We start from the raw sequence: 15876 nt of genomic DNA on the forward strand, positions 1-15876 counted from the left end.
GGATCAGCGTTCGGCGATGGCCTTCAGGCTGGTCAGGCCGGCCTCGAAGTCACGGCCCACCATCTTGTCCATGTCGAAAAACACCTGCATCACCTTGGCGATGAAAGGCGCGGGACCCTGCATGGCCCAGGTCACGAGGGTGGCATCGCCCTGCGGCACCAGCGTGTATTCCACGATGTTGTGGCATTCGAACGGCCGGGTCATGTCGAGTGCCATGGTCACCCTGCTGGGCGCCACGGATTCGGTGATGGTGAGGCGGCCGCTGCCCACCTCCTTGTTGCCGTCCCATTCATAGAAGGCGCCCTTGCCGCTCTGCGCGCCGCCATGGGCGCGCTTCATCGCCGGGTCCTTCTTCTCGTAGGGCGACCAGTCCAGGTTGGCATGCAGGTCGTTGATCAGCGGAAAAATCTTTTCCGGCGCCGCCTTGATGCTGGCCGAGCGCTGCACGCGGAAAACATCCGGCTTGGTTGCGGCCATGATCAGGATGATGACGACGGCAACCACGAGCAATCCCGCGCCACCGATGGCGATGGTCTTCAGCATGAAACGATCCTTTTTTGAACGGAGCTTACTGACAATTCTCGCCGTTCGGGTCCGGCCGGAAGCAGTTCACCATCCACGGCACGCCGAAGCGGTCGGTGGCCATGCCGAAGCGTTCGGCCCAGAAAGTTTCCGCCATCGGCATCTGCACGGTGCCGTCCTGGCTCAGGGCGGCAAAGACACGCTCGGCCTCGGTGGCTGTCGGCATCACCACATTCACAGAAAAGCCGGTCATCGGTTGATACATCTGCGGCGGCACGTCGCCACCCATGATCACCGTGCCGTTCAGCGACAGGCAGGCATGGATGATCTTGTCCTGCCATTCGGGCGGTGTATCTGCGCTGGCCGGGGTTTCGCCATGCGTCAGCATGGCCTCGATCTTGCCGCCGAGGGCCTTTTCATAAAAGCCGAAGGCTTCGGCGCAATTACCATCAAAGCTGAGATAGGGATTGAAGCTCACGGCCTACTCCAGGGTTTGTTGTCAGTGGAAATTATGAAAGGGCCCGCAGGTCGGCGCGCAGATGCTCCGGGTCGCTCACCAGCCGGTCGAGTTCGGCATGGGTGCGTTTCCACACCGGCAGGGCTTTGACCAGCAGCTTGCGGCCCTCCGGCGTCAGGGTCAGGCGGCGGGTGCGCTTATCATCCGGATCGGCGGAAACATTCACCAGGCCCCGGCGTTCCAGTGGCTTGAGGCAGGCGGTCAGCGTCGTGCGGTCCATCGCCAGTACGCTTGCCACCTGGCTCATGTTGGCCGGCTGAGGCCGGTTCAGCGACATCAGCAGGGAGAATTGCCCATTGGTGAGGCCCAGGGGACGAAGCACGTCGTCGAAGCGCCGCGCCAGGGCGCGCGCTGCGCGCTGTGCATGCAGGCACAGGCAGGTATCGCGCACCATGATGGTGGTCTCGAAGGGCAGGATATCGATCTTTGACATGCGGGGCTTATTATGTTGATATCAACGTATATGTCAAGCCGGCACTTCAGCCGGCCCAGAGGAGGACCGCCATGAATGTGATGAAGCCGCATCCCCAGGATGAAATCCTTGCCGCCAAGCCGCCGGTCGTTTCGCGCCAAGACTGGCTGAAGGCCCGCACGGCACTGCTGGCGAAGGAAAAAGCCTTCACCCGACAGCGCGATGCCCTGAATGCCGAACGCCGCCGCCTGCCGATGGTGGAGATCGATAAAGACTATATGTTCGAAACGCCTGAGGGTCGCCGCAGCCTGCGCGACCTGTTCGAAGGCCGCCGCCAGCTCGTGATCTACCATTTCATGTTCAGTCCCGACGATCCGCCGCCGGGCCAGACCCATCCCTGGTCGGAAGGCTGCCCTGGCTGCTCGCATCTGGCCGACAACCTGCCGCACCTGTCGCATCTGCATGCGCGCGACACCAGTTTTACCATGGTTTCGCGTGCGCCACTGTCCAAGATCATGCCGTTCAAGCGACGCATGGGTTGGACCATGCCCTGGGCGTCCAGCTTCGGCAGCGACTTTAATGCCGACTTTCATGTGAGCATCGATCCGGCCATGGCCTCGCCGGAATACAATTTCCGGCCCGTGCCGCAGTCGCCCGGCGGTGAACTCTCTTTCTCCGGCGAGCAACCGGGCCTGAGCTGCTTCCTGCAGGACGACGGCCGCGTCTACCACACATACTCCACCTACAGCCGTGGTCTCGACATGCTGCTGAATACCTATCACCTGCTCGATATGACGGCGCTGGGCCGACAGGAAGGTTGGGAAGATTCGCCTGCCGGCTGGCCGCAGACCAGGGATTTCTGGCTGCGCCATCACGACAAATACGATGTCGCGCCGCAGCCTGCAGCAAGCTGCTGCCACGATTAAGCAGAGGAGGAACGTGTCAGATGAGTTATGTGGATGGTTTCCTGCTGCCGGTGCCGAAGAAGAACCTGGCGGCTTACAAAAAGATGGCGGCCAAGGCCGGCAAGATCTGGCGCGAGCACGGCGCGCTCGATTTCCGTGAAAGCGTCAGCGACGATGAGAACGTGAAATTCGGTTTGCCGTTCAGCAAGATCGCCAAGCTGAAGAAAGGCGAAGTCGTCCTGTTTTCCTATATCGTCTTCAAGTCGCGCGCCCACCGCGACAAGGTGAATGCCAGGGTGATGAAGGATCCGCGCCTTCAGGCCATGTGCCCCGATCCGAAGAAGATGCCCTTCGACGTGAAACGCATGGGCTATGGCGGGTTCAGGACCATCGTTTCGGCCTGAGCTGAAATGTGCGCCGGGGCCGGTTTAAGTGCGCAGGCCCCGGCGCGCGATCACCATGCACAACGCCCCCAGCAGGGTGACGAAGGCCATCAGCAGATAACCGCCGGAATAGGACAGTCCGGCATGGTCATGCAGCCAGGCGAAAGCCGAGGGGCCGACCACCACACCGGCGAAGGTGATACTGAGTGTGGCGCCGGTTGCCAGGCCGATGCTGCCGGCCGGCGCCTGGCGCGCGATCACCGCCATGAACACGCCATTCCAGCCAATGGCGCAGAAGCCGAACACCGCAACAACGGCGGCGATCAGGCCGATATGCCATTGCGCGCTGATCAGCGCCGTGAAGATGGCGGCCACGATGGCAATGGCGCCGTTGATGATCAGCACTTTCGAACCTGATTTCAGCCGGTCGGCCAGCCAGCCCCAACCCAGTCGGCCGGCCGCGCCCGCCGTCTGCGCCACCGCCATCAGGCTGCCGGCCAGCACAAGGTCGAGGCCAACTTCAGTAACGAGATATGTGACGAGCAGGCCGGTCAGGCTCAGCTGTACGGCGGAATAGGCAAAGGAACACAGCGCCAGCCAGCCCAGGATCGGATGCGTCCAGATCAGCGACAGACCGGCCAGGGGCGAAACAAACAATGCGGCGTCGTTCTGGCGGTCTGCATCCCAATGCGTCCGCGCTTTCTGCAGTGCGATGCTCAATCCCAGTGCCAGCAGGGCACAGAGCGCAAGCCCGGCTTGCCAGTGCAGCAGCAATGTGACTGGCGGGATCAGCAGGCCGGCAAGGATGCCGCCGATCGGCACGCCGCATTGCTTGATCGAGAAGATCAGATTCATATGCGCGCCGCTACGCGTGCGCGAGAGCAGATGCGAGGCGCCGGGATTGGTGCAGCCATAGCCCAGCCCGATCACCAGCGCCCCGAGCGCCAGCGCCGGCAGCGTGCCCCAGGCCGAGAGCAGGCATCCGGCCATGGCCAGCCACAACGCAATCTGGCTGGTCCGCGTGGCGCCCAGCCGCCGCACGAAACCGCCGCCGATCAGCGAGGTGATCACTGCGCCGGCATAGACCAGGCTGACCTGATAACCGACCAAAGCCGGGCCGATGCCCAGATCGGCGGCCGCCTTCGGCGCCACGGCCGAGAGGGCGAGGGCCGACAATGTGGTGAGGGATTGCGTCGATGTCGTCGCGGCCAGCACCGGCCAGACTGGCAATGGTGCAGAGCTAACCGGGCCGGCTTCGGCCATTACTGCGCCGCCTGCAGCTTGCTCTGGTATTTCTTCACGGCTTGGCGCATTTCCTCAAGAACGGCCTGCACCGCCGGCTGCTGCTGAATGGACTGCCAATAGGCAAGCAGCCGCGGCCGTTTGGCCAGCAGGTCGTCGCCGGCAACAGCTGACAGCATGCCGGCGGCATAGAACAGCATCGGCGGCAGGGCGCAATCGGCATGGGTGAAACGCCCGGCAGCGGCGAAACCATCCGCGCCCACATGCAGGTCCAGGTATTTCAGGCCGCGAGCAATGTCAGGGATGATCGCCTGCATGGCGGCATGGTCGCCAGGCGCGGTGAATAACTGAGTGAAGAAATCGCTTAAGGGCACGGCCAGGTACAGATCGGCCAGCCGCGTGATCAGCGCGCTGGCGGCGCGGGCATCGGTCTCGATGGGATACAGCTTCGGGCCGGCCAGGATGTCGTCCAGATACTGGCAGATCACTTCCGATTCCGGCAGCACGCTGCCGTCGTCGCGCACCAGTGCCGGCACCTTGCCCAGGGGTGCGATCTGGCGGAACTCGGCTGGCGCCGGTGGCGACAGCATCTCCATGGTCTGCCCCTTGGCGCGCAGCAGGATGCGCACGCGGGCGGCGAAGGGTGAGGCGTCGATATTGTAAAGCTTCACAGGATCAATGCCGCGCGATGTAGGTCGTCCCAGTCGGCCAGTTTGGCGCGTGGACTGCCGGGTTTGGCGCCGGCCGCCTCGGCTGCCTCGATGCGTTTCCAGCCGTTCCAGTCGATGACGCCAACGCCTCGTGTGGCGATGCGCTTGTCCAGTTCCAGGCTGCCGGGTTTGGCGGGCGCGGTGTCGTTGGCGAAATCCGCCAGCACCAGGTCTGCCACGGCTTTCGCCTCGGCGCGGTTGGTCGGGATGGTGCCGCTCGGGCCGCGCTTGGCCCAGCCCACCACATACAGGCCCGGCGCGATGCGGCCCGACTCATTGGCCAGAACGCCGCGTGCATCCGCCTGCGGCAGGTCGCCCTCGGTGGCGGTGCGATAGCCGATGGCGCTGATCGCGGCGCCGACGTCCAACGCCTTTTCGATGCCCTTGATCTTCAGCTTTTCCACGCGGCCGCTGCCCAGCAAAGCCTCGGGCGCGGCATGAAACAGGAAATGCAGCTTGATCGGCTTGTCATCCGTGCGGGCGGCGAATTCATGCAGCAGGCTCAGGTTCTTTTCCTTCACCTTTACCTCGTTGGGATCGATCCCGGCCGGAAGCATTTCAGGCAGGTCCGCCTTGTTCACCACCGGACGCACGCGTTCCAACCGGCCCAGTTCGGCCAGCTCGGCGCTGGTGAAGCTGGCTTCCACCGGGCCGCGGCGGCCCAGGATGTAAAGGTCGGTCAGCGGCGCCTTGGCGATGGCCGCGGCGGCATGGGTGGTCAGGTCGCTGCTCGCCATCTCGGCCGGGGTCTTGCCCAGCACGCGCACGATGTCGATCGCCACGTTGCCCATGCCGATCACCGCCGCGCCGGGGCGATCGAGCAGGGGGTTGAGATTGCGGAAATCGGGGTGGCCGTTATACCAGCCGACAAAGGCCATCGAGCCATAACGGCCCGGCAGGTCCTCGCCGGGGATGCCCAGCGGCCGGTCGGCATGGGCGCCGAGCGCCAGGATCACCGCGTCGTAATGAGCGGTCAGCTCGGCCAGCGGCAGGTCGCGGCCGACCGCGATATTGCCCAGGAAGCGCAGATTGGGGCTGCCGAACAGCCGGTCGAACTGCCGGGTCACCGCCTTGGTGCCCTGGTGGTCGGGGGCGACGCCGAAGCGCACCAGGCCATAGGGGGTGGCGAGCCGGTCGAAGACGTCGATTTTCAGCTCGGGTTTCTGGCGGAGCAGGGCGTCGGCACAGAACAGGCCGGAGGGACCGCTTCCAACGATGGCGATATGATGCAGCACGGTTCGATTTCAGCTATGGTTGCCCAAATGTCGCCGCAACCTTAGTGCAGCCTGACCACGTTATGCAAATCCGGCCGCTATACTCCCGGTCCAGTCCTCCCGCTCCAGTCCCTCCGGCCGCGCCTGATCCCTGTCATGCCTGATTCCGAGCCCGCCGAACCCCCGAGTCACCGCATCGTCAATCCGCAGGGCCGCGCGCCGCTGGTGCTGATCTGCGACCATGCCAGCTGCATCGTGCCGCCGGACCTGCGCAACCTTGGCCTGCCCGATGACGAGCGCACCCGTCATATCGGCTGGGATCCCGGCACGGCGATCATCACCGAATGCCTGGCGCGCAGCCTGGATGCGCCGGCCGTGCTGGCCGGCGTGTCGCGGCTGGTGATCGACTGCAACCGCCGGCCCGACGACCCTACCCTGATCTGCGAGGTGAGCGACGGCACGGTGGTGCCGGGCAACCGCGACCTGGACGATGCCGAACGCGAACGCCGCATGAGCGCCTATTTCCGGCCCTATCATGCGGCGATTGCCGGCCAGATTGAGGCGGCGGGCGGGCGCGGGCCGTTGCCGGCCTTGCTGTCCATCCACAGTTTCACGCCGCGCCTGCGCGCAAAAGATGAGGACCGGCCCTGGCATATCGGCGTGGTGTGGGACCGCGACGGCCGCCTGGCCCAGCCGTTGCTGCAGGCCCTGCGTGCCGAGGGCGACCTTGTGGTGGGCGACAACGAGCCCTATAGCGGACGGCGCCATGCCGGCTATTCGATTTTCGAGCATGGCCAGAATCGCGGCCTGCATCACGTGATGATCGAGGTGCGGCAGGATCTGGTAAGCGACGAGGCGGGCGCGAAAGCCTGGGCGGCGCGGCTGGAGCGCTGTTTCCGCCGCATGCTGGTTGAGGCGGGATTGATGGCGGCGGCCAGCAGCGCGGCTTGAGTTTCGGGTAACGGGGGATTTCATGTTCAGCGCCGGCGATTTCACCATCGGCATCGAGGAAGAGCATCTGCTGGTGGAGCGTACCACTGGTGCTTTGGCGGTCGAGCCGCCGGCCGCCGTGCTGGCCGAATGCGAGGCCATCGCCGGCGGCCAGGTGCATCCCGAATTCCTGCAATGCCAGATCGAGATTTCCACCAAGGTCTGCCGCAACCTGGGCGAGGCGCGGGCCGATCTGGTGCGCCTGCGCGGCAGCGTCGCCGAGGTGGCCGCGCGCCACGGCCTGGCGCCGATTGCCGCCTCCACGCATCCCTTCGCCAAGTGGAGCGACCAGCGTCATACCGACAAGGAGCGTTACGACCGGCTGGCGAAAGACCTGGCCGGCGTGGCGCGGCGCCTGATCATCTGCGGCCTGCATGTGCATGTGGGCATCGCGGACGAGGACCTGCGCATCGACCTGATGAACCAGGTCAGCTATTTCCTGCCGCATCTGCTGGCGCTGTCCACTTCGTCGCCGTTCTGGCAGGGCGAGGAAAGCGGCCTGCAATCCTATCGCCTGTCGGTATTCGACAGCCTGCCGCGCACCGGCCTGCCCGAGCGCCTGGAAACCTGGGGTGAGTATCAGCGGCTGGTGAACCGCCTGAAACAGGCCGGCCTGATCGAGGACGCCAGCAAGCTATGGTGGGACATCCGCCCGTCGGCGCGCTATCCCACGCTGGAACTGCGCATCACCGATGTCTGCACCCGGCTGGATGACGGCTTGAGCGTGGCGGCGCTGTATCTGTGCCTGCTGGCCGCCCTGCTGCGGCTGCGCCAGAAGAACCAGCGCTGGCGCATCTATGCCAACACCCTGATCGACGAAAACCGCTGGCTGGCCCAGCGCTACGGCATCGCGGGCAGCCTGGTCGATTTCGGCAAGGGCGAAGCCGTGCCCTATGCGGCCCTGCTGGAGGAACTGATCGAACTGACCCGCGAGGAGGCCATCCAGCTCGGCTGCCTGGCCGAGGTGGAGCGGGCCCGCGGCATTCTCAGGCGCGGCACCTCGGCGCAGCGGCAGTTGCAAGTCTACCGCGATGCGCTACATGCTGGCATGGACAAGCCCGCGGCGCTGAAGGCCGTGGTGGACTGGCTGATGGCGGAGACGGTGAATTTCGCCATTCCCGAATAGCCGGGCCTGAACAGGAGAATGCGATGACCGACAAGATCGATCCCAAGACGCAGACCGAACTGGAAGCCGCTGCCTTTCGCCGCCTGCTGGACCATCTGCGCAGCCGCACCGACGTGCAGAATATCGATCTGATGAACCTGGCCGGCTTCTGCCGCAACTGCCTGAGCAACTGGTATCAGGATGCAGCCAAGGCCAAGGGAATCGAGATCGACAAAATGGCGGCCCGCGAGATCGTCTACGGCATGCCCTATCCGGACTGGCAGGCGAAATACCAGACCGAGGCCTCGCCCGAAAAGCAGAAGGCCTTCGCCGAGTCGATCAAGGCCCACAAGCACGAGGGATAATTCCAAGTTATCCACGGATGGCGCATTCCTGTGGATAACTTTGGGGCGGCGGTAGGCGGCCGGACGCTGGCGGCTATAATCCGCGCCCAACCCAACACCGCTTTCCATTGAGGTCACCCATGGCCACCAAACTGATCTCCGGCAATTTCTCGGCCGACCAGCTCAACCAACTCGTCGCCCGCATCGAGCGGCTGGAGGAAGAGAAGAAGGCGCTGGCCGACGATATCCGCGAGGTCTACGCCGAGGCCAAGGCCCATGGCTTCGACACCAAGATCCTTCGCCAGGTGATCAAGCTGCGCAAGCTGGACCGCGCCGAGCTCGCCGAGCAGGAAAGCCTGCTCGAGATTTACATGGAAGCTCTCGGCATGGACACCGCGACGCAGGAAGCCGCGGAGTAAACCGCATGCGCGGCCACACCGGCATTGTTGCAGGTCTGGCCGCGCTGATTGTCTGTGGCGATCTCGCCGCGCAGCCGCAGCGGCCGGTCACCGACGATGCCCAGGCCTGTGTCACCATCGCCAACCTCACGCAATACAACTGGCCGATCAACATCCGCCGCGAAGGCCGGGTGAATTCCACCGTGGTCGCCAAGCCGCGCGAGGTGAACCGCTATTGCGCGCCGGATCGCCTGGGCGCGAACGAATTCATCATCGTGCAGGTGAAATCCACCTGGTTCCCGGTCGGCGAATGCCGCCTGAAGAATCGCGGCACCATGGAAATCTACCGCGAAAAAAGCGACGAAACCGACAGCGGCGAAGTCACACGGGTAAAGTGCTACGAGGGGCGTTGACCCAAATCGTGGATGGCCGGGCCTAGCCCGGCCATCCACGTCTTACTGCACTGTTTCAGCCGTGCCGCGCCCTCAGCCATTCGGTCACCTTCGGCATCACGATCTCGGGTTTCCGCACCCAGCGGAAATGATCGATGCCCTGGAAGCCCATCGCCTTGGGGTCGAGGTGATGGCGCGTCAGCTGCGCCTTGGGAAACTTGCCCAGGAGCCCGTCCATCGCGTGTTTCGGCGCGAAGAAATCGCCCTGCAATGAAATGCCCAGCACCGGCAGGCTCAGCTCCGCCAGATGCCGGTCGTGGTCCACGCGGGGCCGGCCGAAGAGGAAACGCCCGGTGCGCGCCTGCCGGGCCCAGTCGGCCATCAGCGTGCGCGCCTCGCGCCCGGCGAAGCGGAAACGGTGACCGGGGAAATGCCCCACCACGCGCGCCACCAGCGGCACCATCTGGCTATAGGCCAGGAAGGCTTTCGGCCACAGCTTCCAGTGCACGGAGCTGCAGGCGATCAGGATCAGGCCATCGATCTGCTGCGGGTGATGCGCGGCATAGATGCTGCTGACCTGCGCGCCCAGGCTGTGACCCAGCAGGTAGAAGGGCGTGCCGTGAAACCGCGTTTTCACCGCCTTGATCGCCAGGGGCCAGTCCTCGGTCAGCAGGTCGTGATAGCCGAAATCGTAGCCCCAGCCCGGCTTGCGCCCGCCGCTTTCCTCATGGCCGCGCAACTCGGCGATGGCGGCGTTGTATCCGGCCTGCTGCAGGGCGGCGAGCAGCGGGGCGTAATAGCCGATCTGCATGCCCATGGCAGGTTCGATCAGGATGGCCGGCGCCTTGGCATCGGCGGCTGGATGAATCTGCACGGCAAAGCTGGTGCCGTCGTGCCGCTGTAGGCGGATGGTTTCGGGTGTCGTCATGGCGCGATCAAGCCATGATGCGCGGCCCTCCGCAATTACCTTTCTGGTCGTAACGCGACGTCATGCCGTAAGGGAATCAAGACGTGGATGGCCGGCACAAGGCCGGCCATGACGTGTGAACGAGTGACTATTGAATAAGTTCGTCATGCCCGGACTTGATCCGGGCATCCACGATTTACTCGGCCGCGGTCGCCATGGGCGCGGTGGGGGCGCGGAAGGTGGCCAGCAGCTTGGCTTCCTTTTCCTTCGCCGCCGCCAGGTGCTTCACCTTCACATGGCCATAGCCGCGGATTTCTTCCGGGATCTTCGCCAGCTGCACGGCCAGTGCGTGATTCTGCGGGTTCAGCTTCTCGCACAGTTCCTCGACCAGCGCGAAGTAATCGGCGATGAGCTGGCGCTCGGTGCGGCGTTCCTCGGTGCGGCCGAAAATGTCAAAGGCCGTGCCGCGCAGGAATTTGAATTTCGCCAGCAGGCCGAAGGCGCGGAACATCCACGGGCCGAATTCCTTCTTCTGCGCGATGCCGGTCTCCGGATCGGGCGGATTGAGCAGTGGGGGGGCCAGATGGAAGCTGAGGCGGAAATCGCCGTCGAACTGCGCGTTCAGCTTCTTGAGGAACTCGCCGTCGGAATAAAGCCGCGCCACCTCATACTCATCCTTATAGGCCATCAGTTTGAAGGCATAGCGCGCCACGGCCTCGGCAAAGCCGGTCATGCCCTTGGCCCTGTTCGCCTCGGCATGGCGGGCTTTTTCCACCAGCGCCTTGTAGCGTTCGGCATAGGCGGCATTCTGCCAGGCGGTCAGCCGCGGCAGACGGTCGGCCAGCAATTCGTCCACCGTCTTGGCAAAAGCCTTCGGTTCGATGGCGCTCAGCGTCGGCCGGGCGATATCGTCCACCACCTTGGGATCCTGGGCATAGAGCCGGCCCCAGTTCAGGGCCCTGATATTGGCATCGATGGCGGTGCCGTTCAGCTCGATGGCTTTCAGCAGGGCATCCAGCGATACCGGAATCAGGCCGCGCTGCACGGCATAGCCCAGCATGAACATGTTGGTGGCAATCGCATCGCCCATCAGCACGGTGGCGATGCGGGTGGCTTCCACGAATTCCGACAGGTTCTCGCCGGCGGCATTGCGGATCGCCTGCACCATCTGGTTGTCGTCCAGCTGCAGGTTCGGATTGAGCTGGAAGGCGGCGGTGGGCGTGAGATGGGTGTTGATCAGCGCGCGGGTGGCGCCTTTCTGCATTTTCTCCAGCGCGGCATCGCCGGCCGCCACCACCATGTCGCAGCCCAGCACCAGATTGGCGCCGCCTGCTGCCACGCGCACGGCGTGGATGTCATCCGGGTTTTGCGCGATACGCACATGGCTCAGGACCGCGCCGTTCTTCTGCGCCAGGCCCGTGAAATCCAGCACGCTGGTGCCATAGCCCTGGATATGCGCGGCCATCCCCAGGATCTGGCCGATGGTCACCACGCCGGTGCCGCCGATGCCGGTGATTAGGATGTTGTAGGGCTGGTCCAGCGGCGCAACTTCCGGTGCCTTCAGGCCAGCGAACAGGCCGTCCACGTCGCTGTCGCTCGGGCCCTGCTGCAGCTTCACCTTGGCGCGCTTCACCTTGCCGCCATGCACGGTGACAAAGCTGGGGCAGAAGCCCTTCACGCAGGAGAAGTCCTTGTTGCAGGACGACTGGTTGATCTTGCGCTTGCGGCCCAGCTCGGTTTCCAGCGGCTCGACCGAGACGCAGTTGGATTTCACCGAACAGTCGCCGCAACCCTCGCAGACCGCCTCGTTGATGAACACGCGCTTGTCGGGATCGGGAAAGGTGCCGCGCTTGCGGCGGCGGCGCTTTTCGGCGGCGCAGGTCTGGTCGTAGATCAGAACGGTGCAGCCTTCGATCTCGCGCAGCTCGCGCTGCACGGCATCCAGTTCGTCGCGGTGGCGGATGGTCACGCCGGGCGCCCATTCGGTGCCGACCGGATATTTGTCGGGCTCGTCGGTGACGACCACGATCTTGCGCACGCCCTCGCCATAGACCTGCATGCTGATCTGCGGCGGCGTCAGCGGGCCGTCATGCGGCTGGCCGCCGGTCATGGCGACGGCGTCGTTGTAGAGGATCTTGTAGGTGATGTTGACCTTGGCCGCGACCGAGGCGCGCAGGGCCAGCAGGCCGGAGTGATAATAGGTACCGTCGCCCAGGTTGGCGAAGATATGCTTGTCGTCGCTGAACGGCGCCTGGCCGATCCAGGGCGTGCCTTCGCCGCCCATCTGGGTGAATGTGGCCGTCGAGCGGTCCATCCACAGCGACATGAAATGGCAGCCGATACCGGCCACCGCACGGCTGCCTTCCGGCACGCGGGTCGAGGTGTTGTGCGGGCAGCCCGAGCAGAAATAGGGCGTGCGCTGTGTCTTGCCGATGCTGCTGGCGGTGCGCTCCTTTTCCTTCTGCTCGATGAAGGCGATGCGCTCCTCGATGCGCGCATTGGTGCCATAGCGCTTGAGCCAGGTATACAGCGCCTTGGCGACGATGGCCGGAGAAATCTCCCCGGCCGAAGGCAGCAGCCAGTTGCCCTGGGCATCGAACTTGCCCACCACGCGCGGACGTACGTCCTCGCGCCAGTTGTAAAGCTGCTCTTTCAGCTGGTTTTCGATGATCGCGCGCTTTTCCTCGACGACGATCACTTCTTCCAGCCCTTCGGCGAAATGCCGCGCGCCTTCGCGCTCCAGCGGCCAGACCATGCCCACCTTATAAAGGCGGATGCCCATATCGGCCGCCATCTCCTCGGTGATGCCCAGGTCGTCCAGCGCCTGGCGGACGTCCAGATAGGATTTGCCGGTGGTGATGATGCCAAGGCGCGGACGCGGACTGTCGATCACCACGCGGTCGATCTTGTTGGCGCGGGCGAAGGCGAGGGCCGCATAGGCCTTGTGACGCTGCAGCCGGTCTTCCTGTTCCAGGATGGCGTCGGGCCAGCGGATGTTCAGTCCACCCGCCGGCATCTGGAAATCGGTCGGATAGGCGATCTGCAGGCGCTCGGGGTCGATGGAGACACTGGCCGAACTCTCCACCGTCTCGGTCTGGCACTTGAAGCCGACCCAGACGCCGGCATAACGCGACATCGCCCAGCCCAGCAGGCCGTAATCGAGGAATTCCTGCACATTGGCCGGATGCAGCATGGGCATCATCGCGGCCATCATCATGTGTTCGGACTGATGCGCCACGGTGGAGGAGGCGGCGCCATGGTCGTCGCCGCACAAGGCCAGTACACCGCCATGCTTCGACGTGCCGGCCGAATTGGCATGCTTGAACACGTCCATCGAACGGTCCACGCCCGGACCCTTGCCGTACCAGATGCCGAAGACGCCGTCGTATTTCGCCTTGGGGAACAGGTTGAGCTGCTGGCTGCCCCAGACCGCGGTGGCGGCCAGGTCCTCGTTCACGCCGGGCTGGAACTGGATGTGGTTGTCCTTGAGGAATTTGCGGGCGCGCCAGAGCTGCTGGTCGAACAGACCGAGCGGCGAACCGCGATAGCCGGAGATGAAACAGGCGGTGTTCAGCCCGGCCGCCAGATCGCGTTTCCGCTGCAGCATCGGCAGGCGGACCAGCGCCTGGGTGCCGGTCAGGAAGACGCGGCCACGCTCAAGGGTGTATTTGTCGTCCAGCGTGACATTCGCCAGCATCCGGTTTCTCCTCCCACCGACCGAATTAGGTCAGCATTACTTACCTAATTATAGGGCGGACGCTGCGCCCGGTCGAGTGAAAACCGGCAGCATCACGGAAATGGTGCGCCGGTTGCTCTTTCAAGTGATTCTGGTAGATACCCCCAGGTAGTCAATCCGCCTTCCGCTCATTGTGCCAGGATCGTCATGGCCATTCTGCTCACCGGTGCCGCCGGCTTTATCGGATTTCATGTTGCGCAAGCGTTGCTGGCGCGCGGCGATGAGGTGATCGGTCTGGATAATCTGAACGATTATTACGATCCGGCGCTGAAGCGCGCACGACTTGAACAATTGCAGGGTCGAAAAGGCTTCAAATTTTTCCAGGTCGATATCGCCGACGTTGATGCAGTGCAGCAGGCAACGGCCGGAGCCGATATCCGTCGGGTCGTGCATCTGGCTGCCCAGGCCGGCGTGCGCTACTCGCTGGTGAATCCGTATGCCTATATTCGCGCCAATCTGCTGGGCCATACGGTGATGCTGGAACTCTGCCGGCATCTGCCGAAATGCGAGCATATGGTCTATGCCTCGTCATCCTCGGTTTATGGCGGCAACACCAAGTTGCCCTTTGCGGTCGAGGATCGGGTCGATTCGCCGATCTCGCTCTATGCCGCCACCAAGAAGGCCGACGAGCTGATCAGCCACGCCTATGCGCATCTGTTCGGCTTCCCGCAGACCGGCCTGCGCTTCTTCACCGTCTATGGGCCCTGGGGCCGGCCCGACATGGCGATGTACATCTTCACCAAGGCGATTTTCGAAGGCCGGCCGATCCAGGTCTTCAACAACGGCGACATGCAGCGCGACTTCACCTATATCGACGACATTGTCGATGGCATCGTGAAGACGCTGGACAATCCGCCGCCGCCCAACGAGCAGGGGCGGCCCTATCGCATCTACAATATCGGCAACAACAAGCCGGAACCGCTGCTGCGCATGATCGAGCTGATCGAGCAGGCGGTTGGCCGCAAGGCGGAAAAGCAGTTCCTGCCAATGCAGGACGGCGATGTGAAGGCCACCTACGCCGATATTTCGGCTATCCAGCGCGATACCGGCTTTGCGCCCACCACGCCGATCGATGTGGGCATTCCGCGCTTCGTCGACTGGTATCGCCGTTACCACAACATGCTGCCATGAGCGAGCAACCCGATATCGCGACCCCGCGGATCGATCCGGAAGGGGTCGATCCCAAAATCGTGGAAGCGATGATCGTCGCCGGCATTCCGCATTGCGCGGCTTTGGGCGTGAAGGTGATTGCCGTCTCGCGCAAGGCCGTCACGCTGGCCCTGCCGTATAATCCCGATCTGGTCGGCGATCCGGTGCACGGCGTTCTGCATGGCGGCGTGGTCACGTCGCTGGTCGATACCGTCTGCGGCATGGCGGTGTTTTCGGCCTTGGCCAAATTGCAGGCGATTGCCACGCTGGATCTGCGCATCGACTATCTCAAGCCGGCGGTGGCGCAGAAGGAACTATACGCCACGGCGGAATGCTACAAGCTGACCCGTTCGATCGCTTTCGTGCGCGCCCGTGCCTATCATCCGGAAGCGCCGGACGATCTGGTGGCGAATTGCGTCGGGGCTTTCATGATCGGTTCTTCCGACAAGCCGCCGCTGCCCAAGGGAACGAAAATACCGGGCGGTGCGGCATGACCATCGATCTTGAAAACCTGATCCGCAGCGCCCGCGAACACCGCGACATCTCCGGTTTCCTGCAGGCCATTCCGTATTTCCGCTTCCTTGGCCTCAGCGTGCGCGAGGATGCCGAGGGCAACCCGCTCTGCGTGCTGCCGGCCGACCCCAAGCTGATCGGCAATGCGCGGCTGCCGGCTTTGCATGGCGGCGTGGTCGGCGCGCTGCTGGAATCGGCTGCCATCGTGCAACTGATCTGGTCGGCCGAGACCGACGCGATTCCGAAGATCATCGACCTGCAGGTGGATTACCTGCGGTCGGCCCGGCCGGTGGAAACCTTCGCCCGCGCCATCATCACCAAACATGGCCGCCGCATCGCCAATGTGCGCGCCGAGGCATGGCAGGAAGATCCGGCCAAGCCGGTGGCCGCCGCCCACGCGCATTTTCTGCTGGGTTGACGGGATTTAGCTGCGGCCC

General features: G+C 64.0%; 18 protein-coding genes. 10 read left to right on the forward strand and 8 right to left on the reverse strand.

Annotation, left to right across the window (positions count from 1 at the left end; all coding sequences use genetic code 11):
• Window positions 1-3 precede the first annotated feature (3 nt).
• Genes ACE3OO_RS14485 through ACE3OO_RS14495 form a run of 3 tightly spaced genes read right to left on the reverse strand, consistent with a single transcriptional unit; the run spans window position 4 to window position 1472 of the window.
• Window positions 4-543, reverse strand: coding sequence for an SRPBCC family protein (locus ACE3OO_RS14485; protein ID WP_374304100.1), 540 nt, complete (start codon window positions 541-543; stop codon window positions 4-6).
• A gap of 25 nt (window positions 544-568) precedes the next feature.
• Entirely contained in the window at window positions 569-1000 is a 432-nt protein-coding gene (locus ACE3OO_RS14490; protein WP_374304101.1) for a VOC family protein, read from the reverse strand.
• Window positions 1001-1031: 31 nt separating this feature from the next.
• Complete coding sequence (locus tag ACE3OO_RS14495) at window positions 1032-1472, reverse strand: MarR family transcriptional regulator (RefSeq protein WP_374304103.1); 441 nt, start codon at window positions 1470-1472, stop codon at window positions 1032-1034.
• A gap of 71 nt (window positions 1473-1543) precedes the next feature.
• Here ACE3OO_RS14495 and ACE3OO_RS14500 point away from each other — a divergent pair, with 71 nt between their 5' ends.
• On the forward strand, window positions 1544-2377 hold the full coding sequence (locus ACE3OO_RS14500; RefSeq protein WP_374304104.1) for a DUF899 domain-containing protein: 834 nt from the start codon (window positions 1544-1546) through the stop codon (window positions 2375-2377).
• 20 nt (window positions 2378-2397) lie between these two features.
• Complete coding sequence (locus tag ACE3OO_RS14505) at window positions 2398-2760, forward strand: DUF1428 domain-containing protein (protein WP_374304105.1); 363 nt, start codon at window positions 2398-2400, stop codon at window positions 2758-2760.
• Window positions 2761-2784: 24 nt separating this feature from the next.
• On the opposite strand, the gene ACE3OO_RS14510 is transcribed toward ACE3OO_RS14505, so the two are convergent.
• Genes ACE3OO_RS14510 through ACE3OO_RS14520 form a run of 3 tightly spaced genes read right to left on the reverse strand, consistent with a single transcriptional unit; the run spans window position 2785 to window position 5926 of the window.
• Complete coding sequence (locus ACE3OO_RS14510; protein WP_374304107.1) at window positions 2785-4002, reverse strand: MFS transporter; 1218 nt, start codon at window positions 4000-4002, stop codon at window positions 2785-2787.
• On the reverse strand, window positions 4002-4652 hold the full coding sequence (locus tag ACE3OO_RS14515; protein WP_374304108.1) for a glutathione S-transferase family protein: 651 nt from the start codon (window positions 4650-4652) through the stop codon (window positions 4002-4004). The genes ACE3OO_RS14510 and ACE3OO_RS14515 overlap by 1 nt, the downstream gene beginning before the upstream one ends.
• Window positions 4649-5926 carry a ferredoxin-NADP reductase gene (locus ACE3OO_RS14520; protein WP_374304110.1) on the reverse strand — a complete coding sequence of 426 codons (1278 nt, stop codon included), beginning with the start codon at window positions 5924-5926 and terminating at the stop codon, window positions 4649-4651. Before ACE3OO_RS14520 ends, ACE3OO_RS14515 begins: the two co-directional genes overlap by 4 nt.
• A gap of 135 nt (window positions 5927-6061) precedes the next feature.
• Between ACE3OO_RS14520 and ACE3OO_RS14525 the strand changes: the two genes are divergently transcribed.
• The 5 genes from ACE3OO_RS14525 to ACE3OO_RS14545 all read left to right on the forward strand — a co-directional run bounded on the left by ACE3OO_RS14525 (window position 6062) and on the right by ACE3OO_RS14545 (window position 9155).
• On the forward strand, window positions 6062-6856 hold the full coding sequence (locus ACE3OO_RS14525) for an N-formylglutamate amidohydrolase (RefSeq protein ID WP_374304111.1): 795 nt from the start codon (window positions 6062-6064) through the stop codon (window positions 6854-6856).
• A gap of 22 nt (window positions 6857-6878) precedes the next feature.
• Entirely contained in the window at window positions 6879-8021 is a 1143-nt protein-coding gene (locus ACE3OO_RS14530) for a carboxylate-amine ligase (protein ID WP_374304112.1), read from the forward strand.
• A gap of 23 nt (window positions 8022-8044) precedes the next feature.
• Window positions 8045-8365, forward strand: a complete 321-nt coding sequence (locus ACE3OO_RS14535; RefSeq protein ID WP_374304113.1) for a DUF1244 domain-containing protein — start codon at window positions 8045-8047, stop codon at window positions 8363-8365.
• 119 nt (window positions 8366-8484) lie between these two features.
• On the forward strand, window positions 8485-8763 hold the full coding sequence (locus tag ACE3OO_RS14540) for a DUF2312 domain-containing protein (RefSeq protein ID WP_374304115.1): 279 nt from the start codon (window positions 8485-8487) through the stop codon (window positions 8761-8763).
• A gap of 5 nt (window positions 8764-8768) precedes the next feature.
• On the forward strand, window positions 8769-9155 hold the full coding sequence (locus tag ACE3OO_RS14545; RefSeq protein ID WP_374304117.1) for a hypothetical protein: 387 nt from the start codon (window positions 8769-8771) through the stop codon (window positions 9153-9155).
• A gap of 55 nt (window positions 9156-9210) precedes the next feature.
• On the opposite strand, the gene ACE3OO_RS14550 is transcribed toward ACE3OO_RS14545, so the two are convergent.
• Both ACE3OO_RS14550 and ACE3OO_RS14555 read right to left on the reverse strand, forming a co-directional pair.
• Window positions 9211-10062 (reverse strand): alpha/beta fold hydrolase, encoded by an 852-nt coding sequence (locus tag ACE3OO_RS14550; RefSeq protein ID WP_374304118.1) that lies wholly within the window; start codon window positions 10060-10062, stop codon window positions 9211-9213.
• A 175-nt stretch (window positions 10063-10237) separates the two neighbouring features.
• A complete protein-coding gene (locus ACE3OO_RS14555; RefSeq protein WP_374304119.1) occupies window positions 10238-13738 on the reverse strand; it encodes an indolepyruvate ferredoxin oxidoreductase family protein in 3501 nt (1166 codons plus the stop codon).
• 186 nt (window positions 13739-13924) lie between these two features.
• Here ACE3OO_RS14555 and ACE3OO_RS14560 point away from each other — a divergent pair, with 186 nt between their 5' ends.
• Genes ACE3OO_RS14560 through ACE3OO_RS14570 form a run of 3 tightly spaced genes read left to right on the forward strand, consistent with a single transcriptional unit; the run spans window position 13925 to window position 15857 of the window.
• On the forward strand, window positions 13925-14908 hold the full coding sequence (locus ACE3OO_RS14560; RefSeq protein ID WP_374304120.1) for an NAD-dependent epimerase: 984 nt from the start codon (window positions 13925-13927) through the stop codon (window positions 14906-14908).
• Entirely contained in the window at window positions 14905-15420 is a 516-nt protein-coding gene (locus ACE3OO_RS14565; RefSeq protein WP_374304122.1) for a PaaI family thioesterase, read from the forward strand. Before ACE3OO_RS14560 ends, ACE3OO_RS14565 begins: the two co-directional genes overlap by 4 nt.
• Complete coding sequence (locus ACE3OO_RS14570; RefSeq protein ID WP_374304123.1) at window positions 15417-15857, forward strand: PaaI family thioesterase; 441 nt, start codon at window positions 15417-15419, stop codon at window positions 15855-15857. The genes ACE3OO_RS14565 and ACE3OO_RS14570 overlap by 4 nt, the downstream gene beginning before the upstream one ends.
• The last annotated feature ends 19 nt before the right edge of the window (window positions 15858-15876 follow it).

The sequence above is a fragment of the Ferrovibrio sp. genome, assembly GCF_041906005.1.
Lineage (GTDB): Bacteria > Pseudomonadota > Alphaproteobacteria > Ferrovibrionales > Ferrovibrionaceae > Ferrovibrio.

Coding starts and splice junctions, on each gene's coding strand:
- ACE3OO_RS14485 (WP_374304100.1), bottom strand. CDS start 543: ATGCTGAAGACCATCGCCATCGGTGGCGCGGGATTGCTCGTGGTTGCC.
- ACE3OO_RS14495 (WP_374304103.1), bottom strand. CDS start 1,472: ATGTCAAAGATCGATATCCTGCCCTTCGAGACCACCATCATGGTGCGC.
- ACE3OO_RS14500 (WP_374304104.1), top strand. CDS start 1,544: ATGAATGTGATGAAGCCGCATCCCCAGGATGAAATCCTTGCCGCCAAG.
- ACE3OO_RS14505 (WP_374304105.1), top strand. CDS start 2,398: ATGAGTTATGTGGATGGTTTCCTGCTGCCGGTGCCGAAGAAGAACCTG.
- ACE3OO_RS14510 (WP_374304107.1), bottom strand. CDS start 4,002: ATGGCCGAAGCCGGCCCGGTTAGCTCTGCACCATTGCCAGTCTGGCCG.
- ACE3OO_RS14525 (WP_374304111.1), top strand. CDS start 6,062: ATGCCTGATTCCGAGCCCGCCGAACCCCCGAGTCACCGCATCGTCAAT.
- ACE3OO_RS14530 (WP_374304112.1), top strand. CDS start 6,879: ATGTTCAGCGCCGGCGATTTCACCATCGGCATCGAGGAAGAGCATCTG.
- ACE3OO_RS14535 (WP_374304113.1), top strand. CDS start 8,045: ATGACCGACAAGATCGATCCCAAGACGCAGACCGAACTGGAAGCCGCT.
- ACE3OO_RS14540 (WP_374304115.1), top strand. CDS start 8,485: ATGGCCACCAAACTGATCTCCGGCAATTTCTCGGCCGACCAGCTCAAC.
- ACE3OO_RS14545 (WP_374304117.1), top strand. CDS start 8,769: ATGCGCGGCCACACCGGCATTGTTGCAGGTCTGGCCGCGCTGATTGTC.
- ACE3OO_RS14550 (WP_374304118.1), bottom strand. CDS start 10,062: ATGACGACACCCGAAACCATCCGCCTACAGCGGCACGACGGCACCAGC.
- ACE3OO_RS14555 (WP_374304119.1), bottom strand. CDS start 13,738: ATGCTGGCGAATGTCACGCTGGACGACAAATACACCCTTGAGCGTGGC.
- ACE3OO_RS14560 (WP_374304120.1), top strand. CDS start 13,925: ATGGCCATTCTGCTCACCGGTGCCGCCGGCTTTATCGGATTTCATGTT.
- ACE3OO_RS14565 (WP_374304122.1), top strand. CDS start 14,905: ATGAGCGAGCAACCCGATATCGCGACCCCGCGGATCGATCCGGAAGGG.
- ACE3OO_RS14570 (WP_374304123.1), top strand. CDS start 15,417: ATGACCATCGATCTTGAAAACCTGATCCGCAGCGCCCGCGAACACCGC.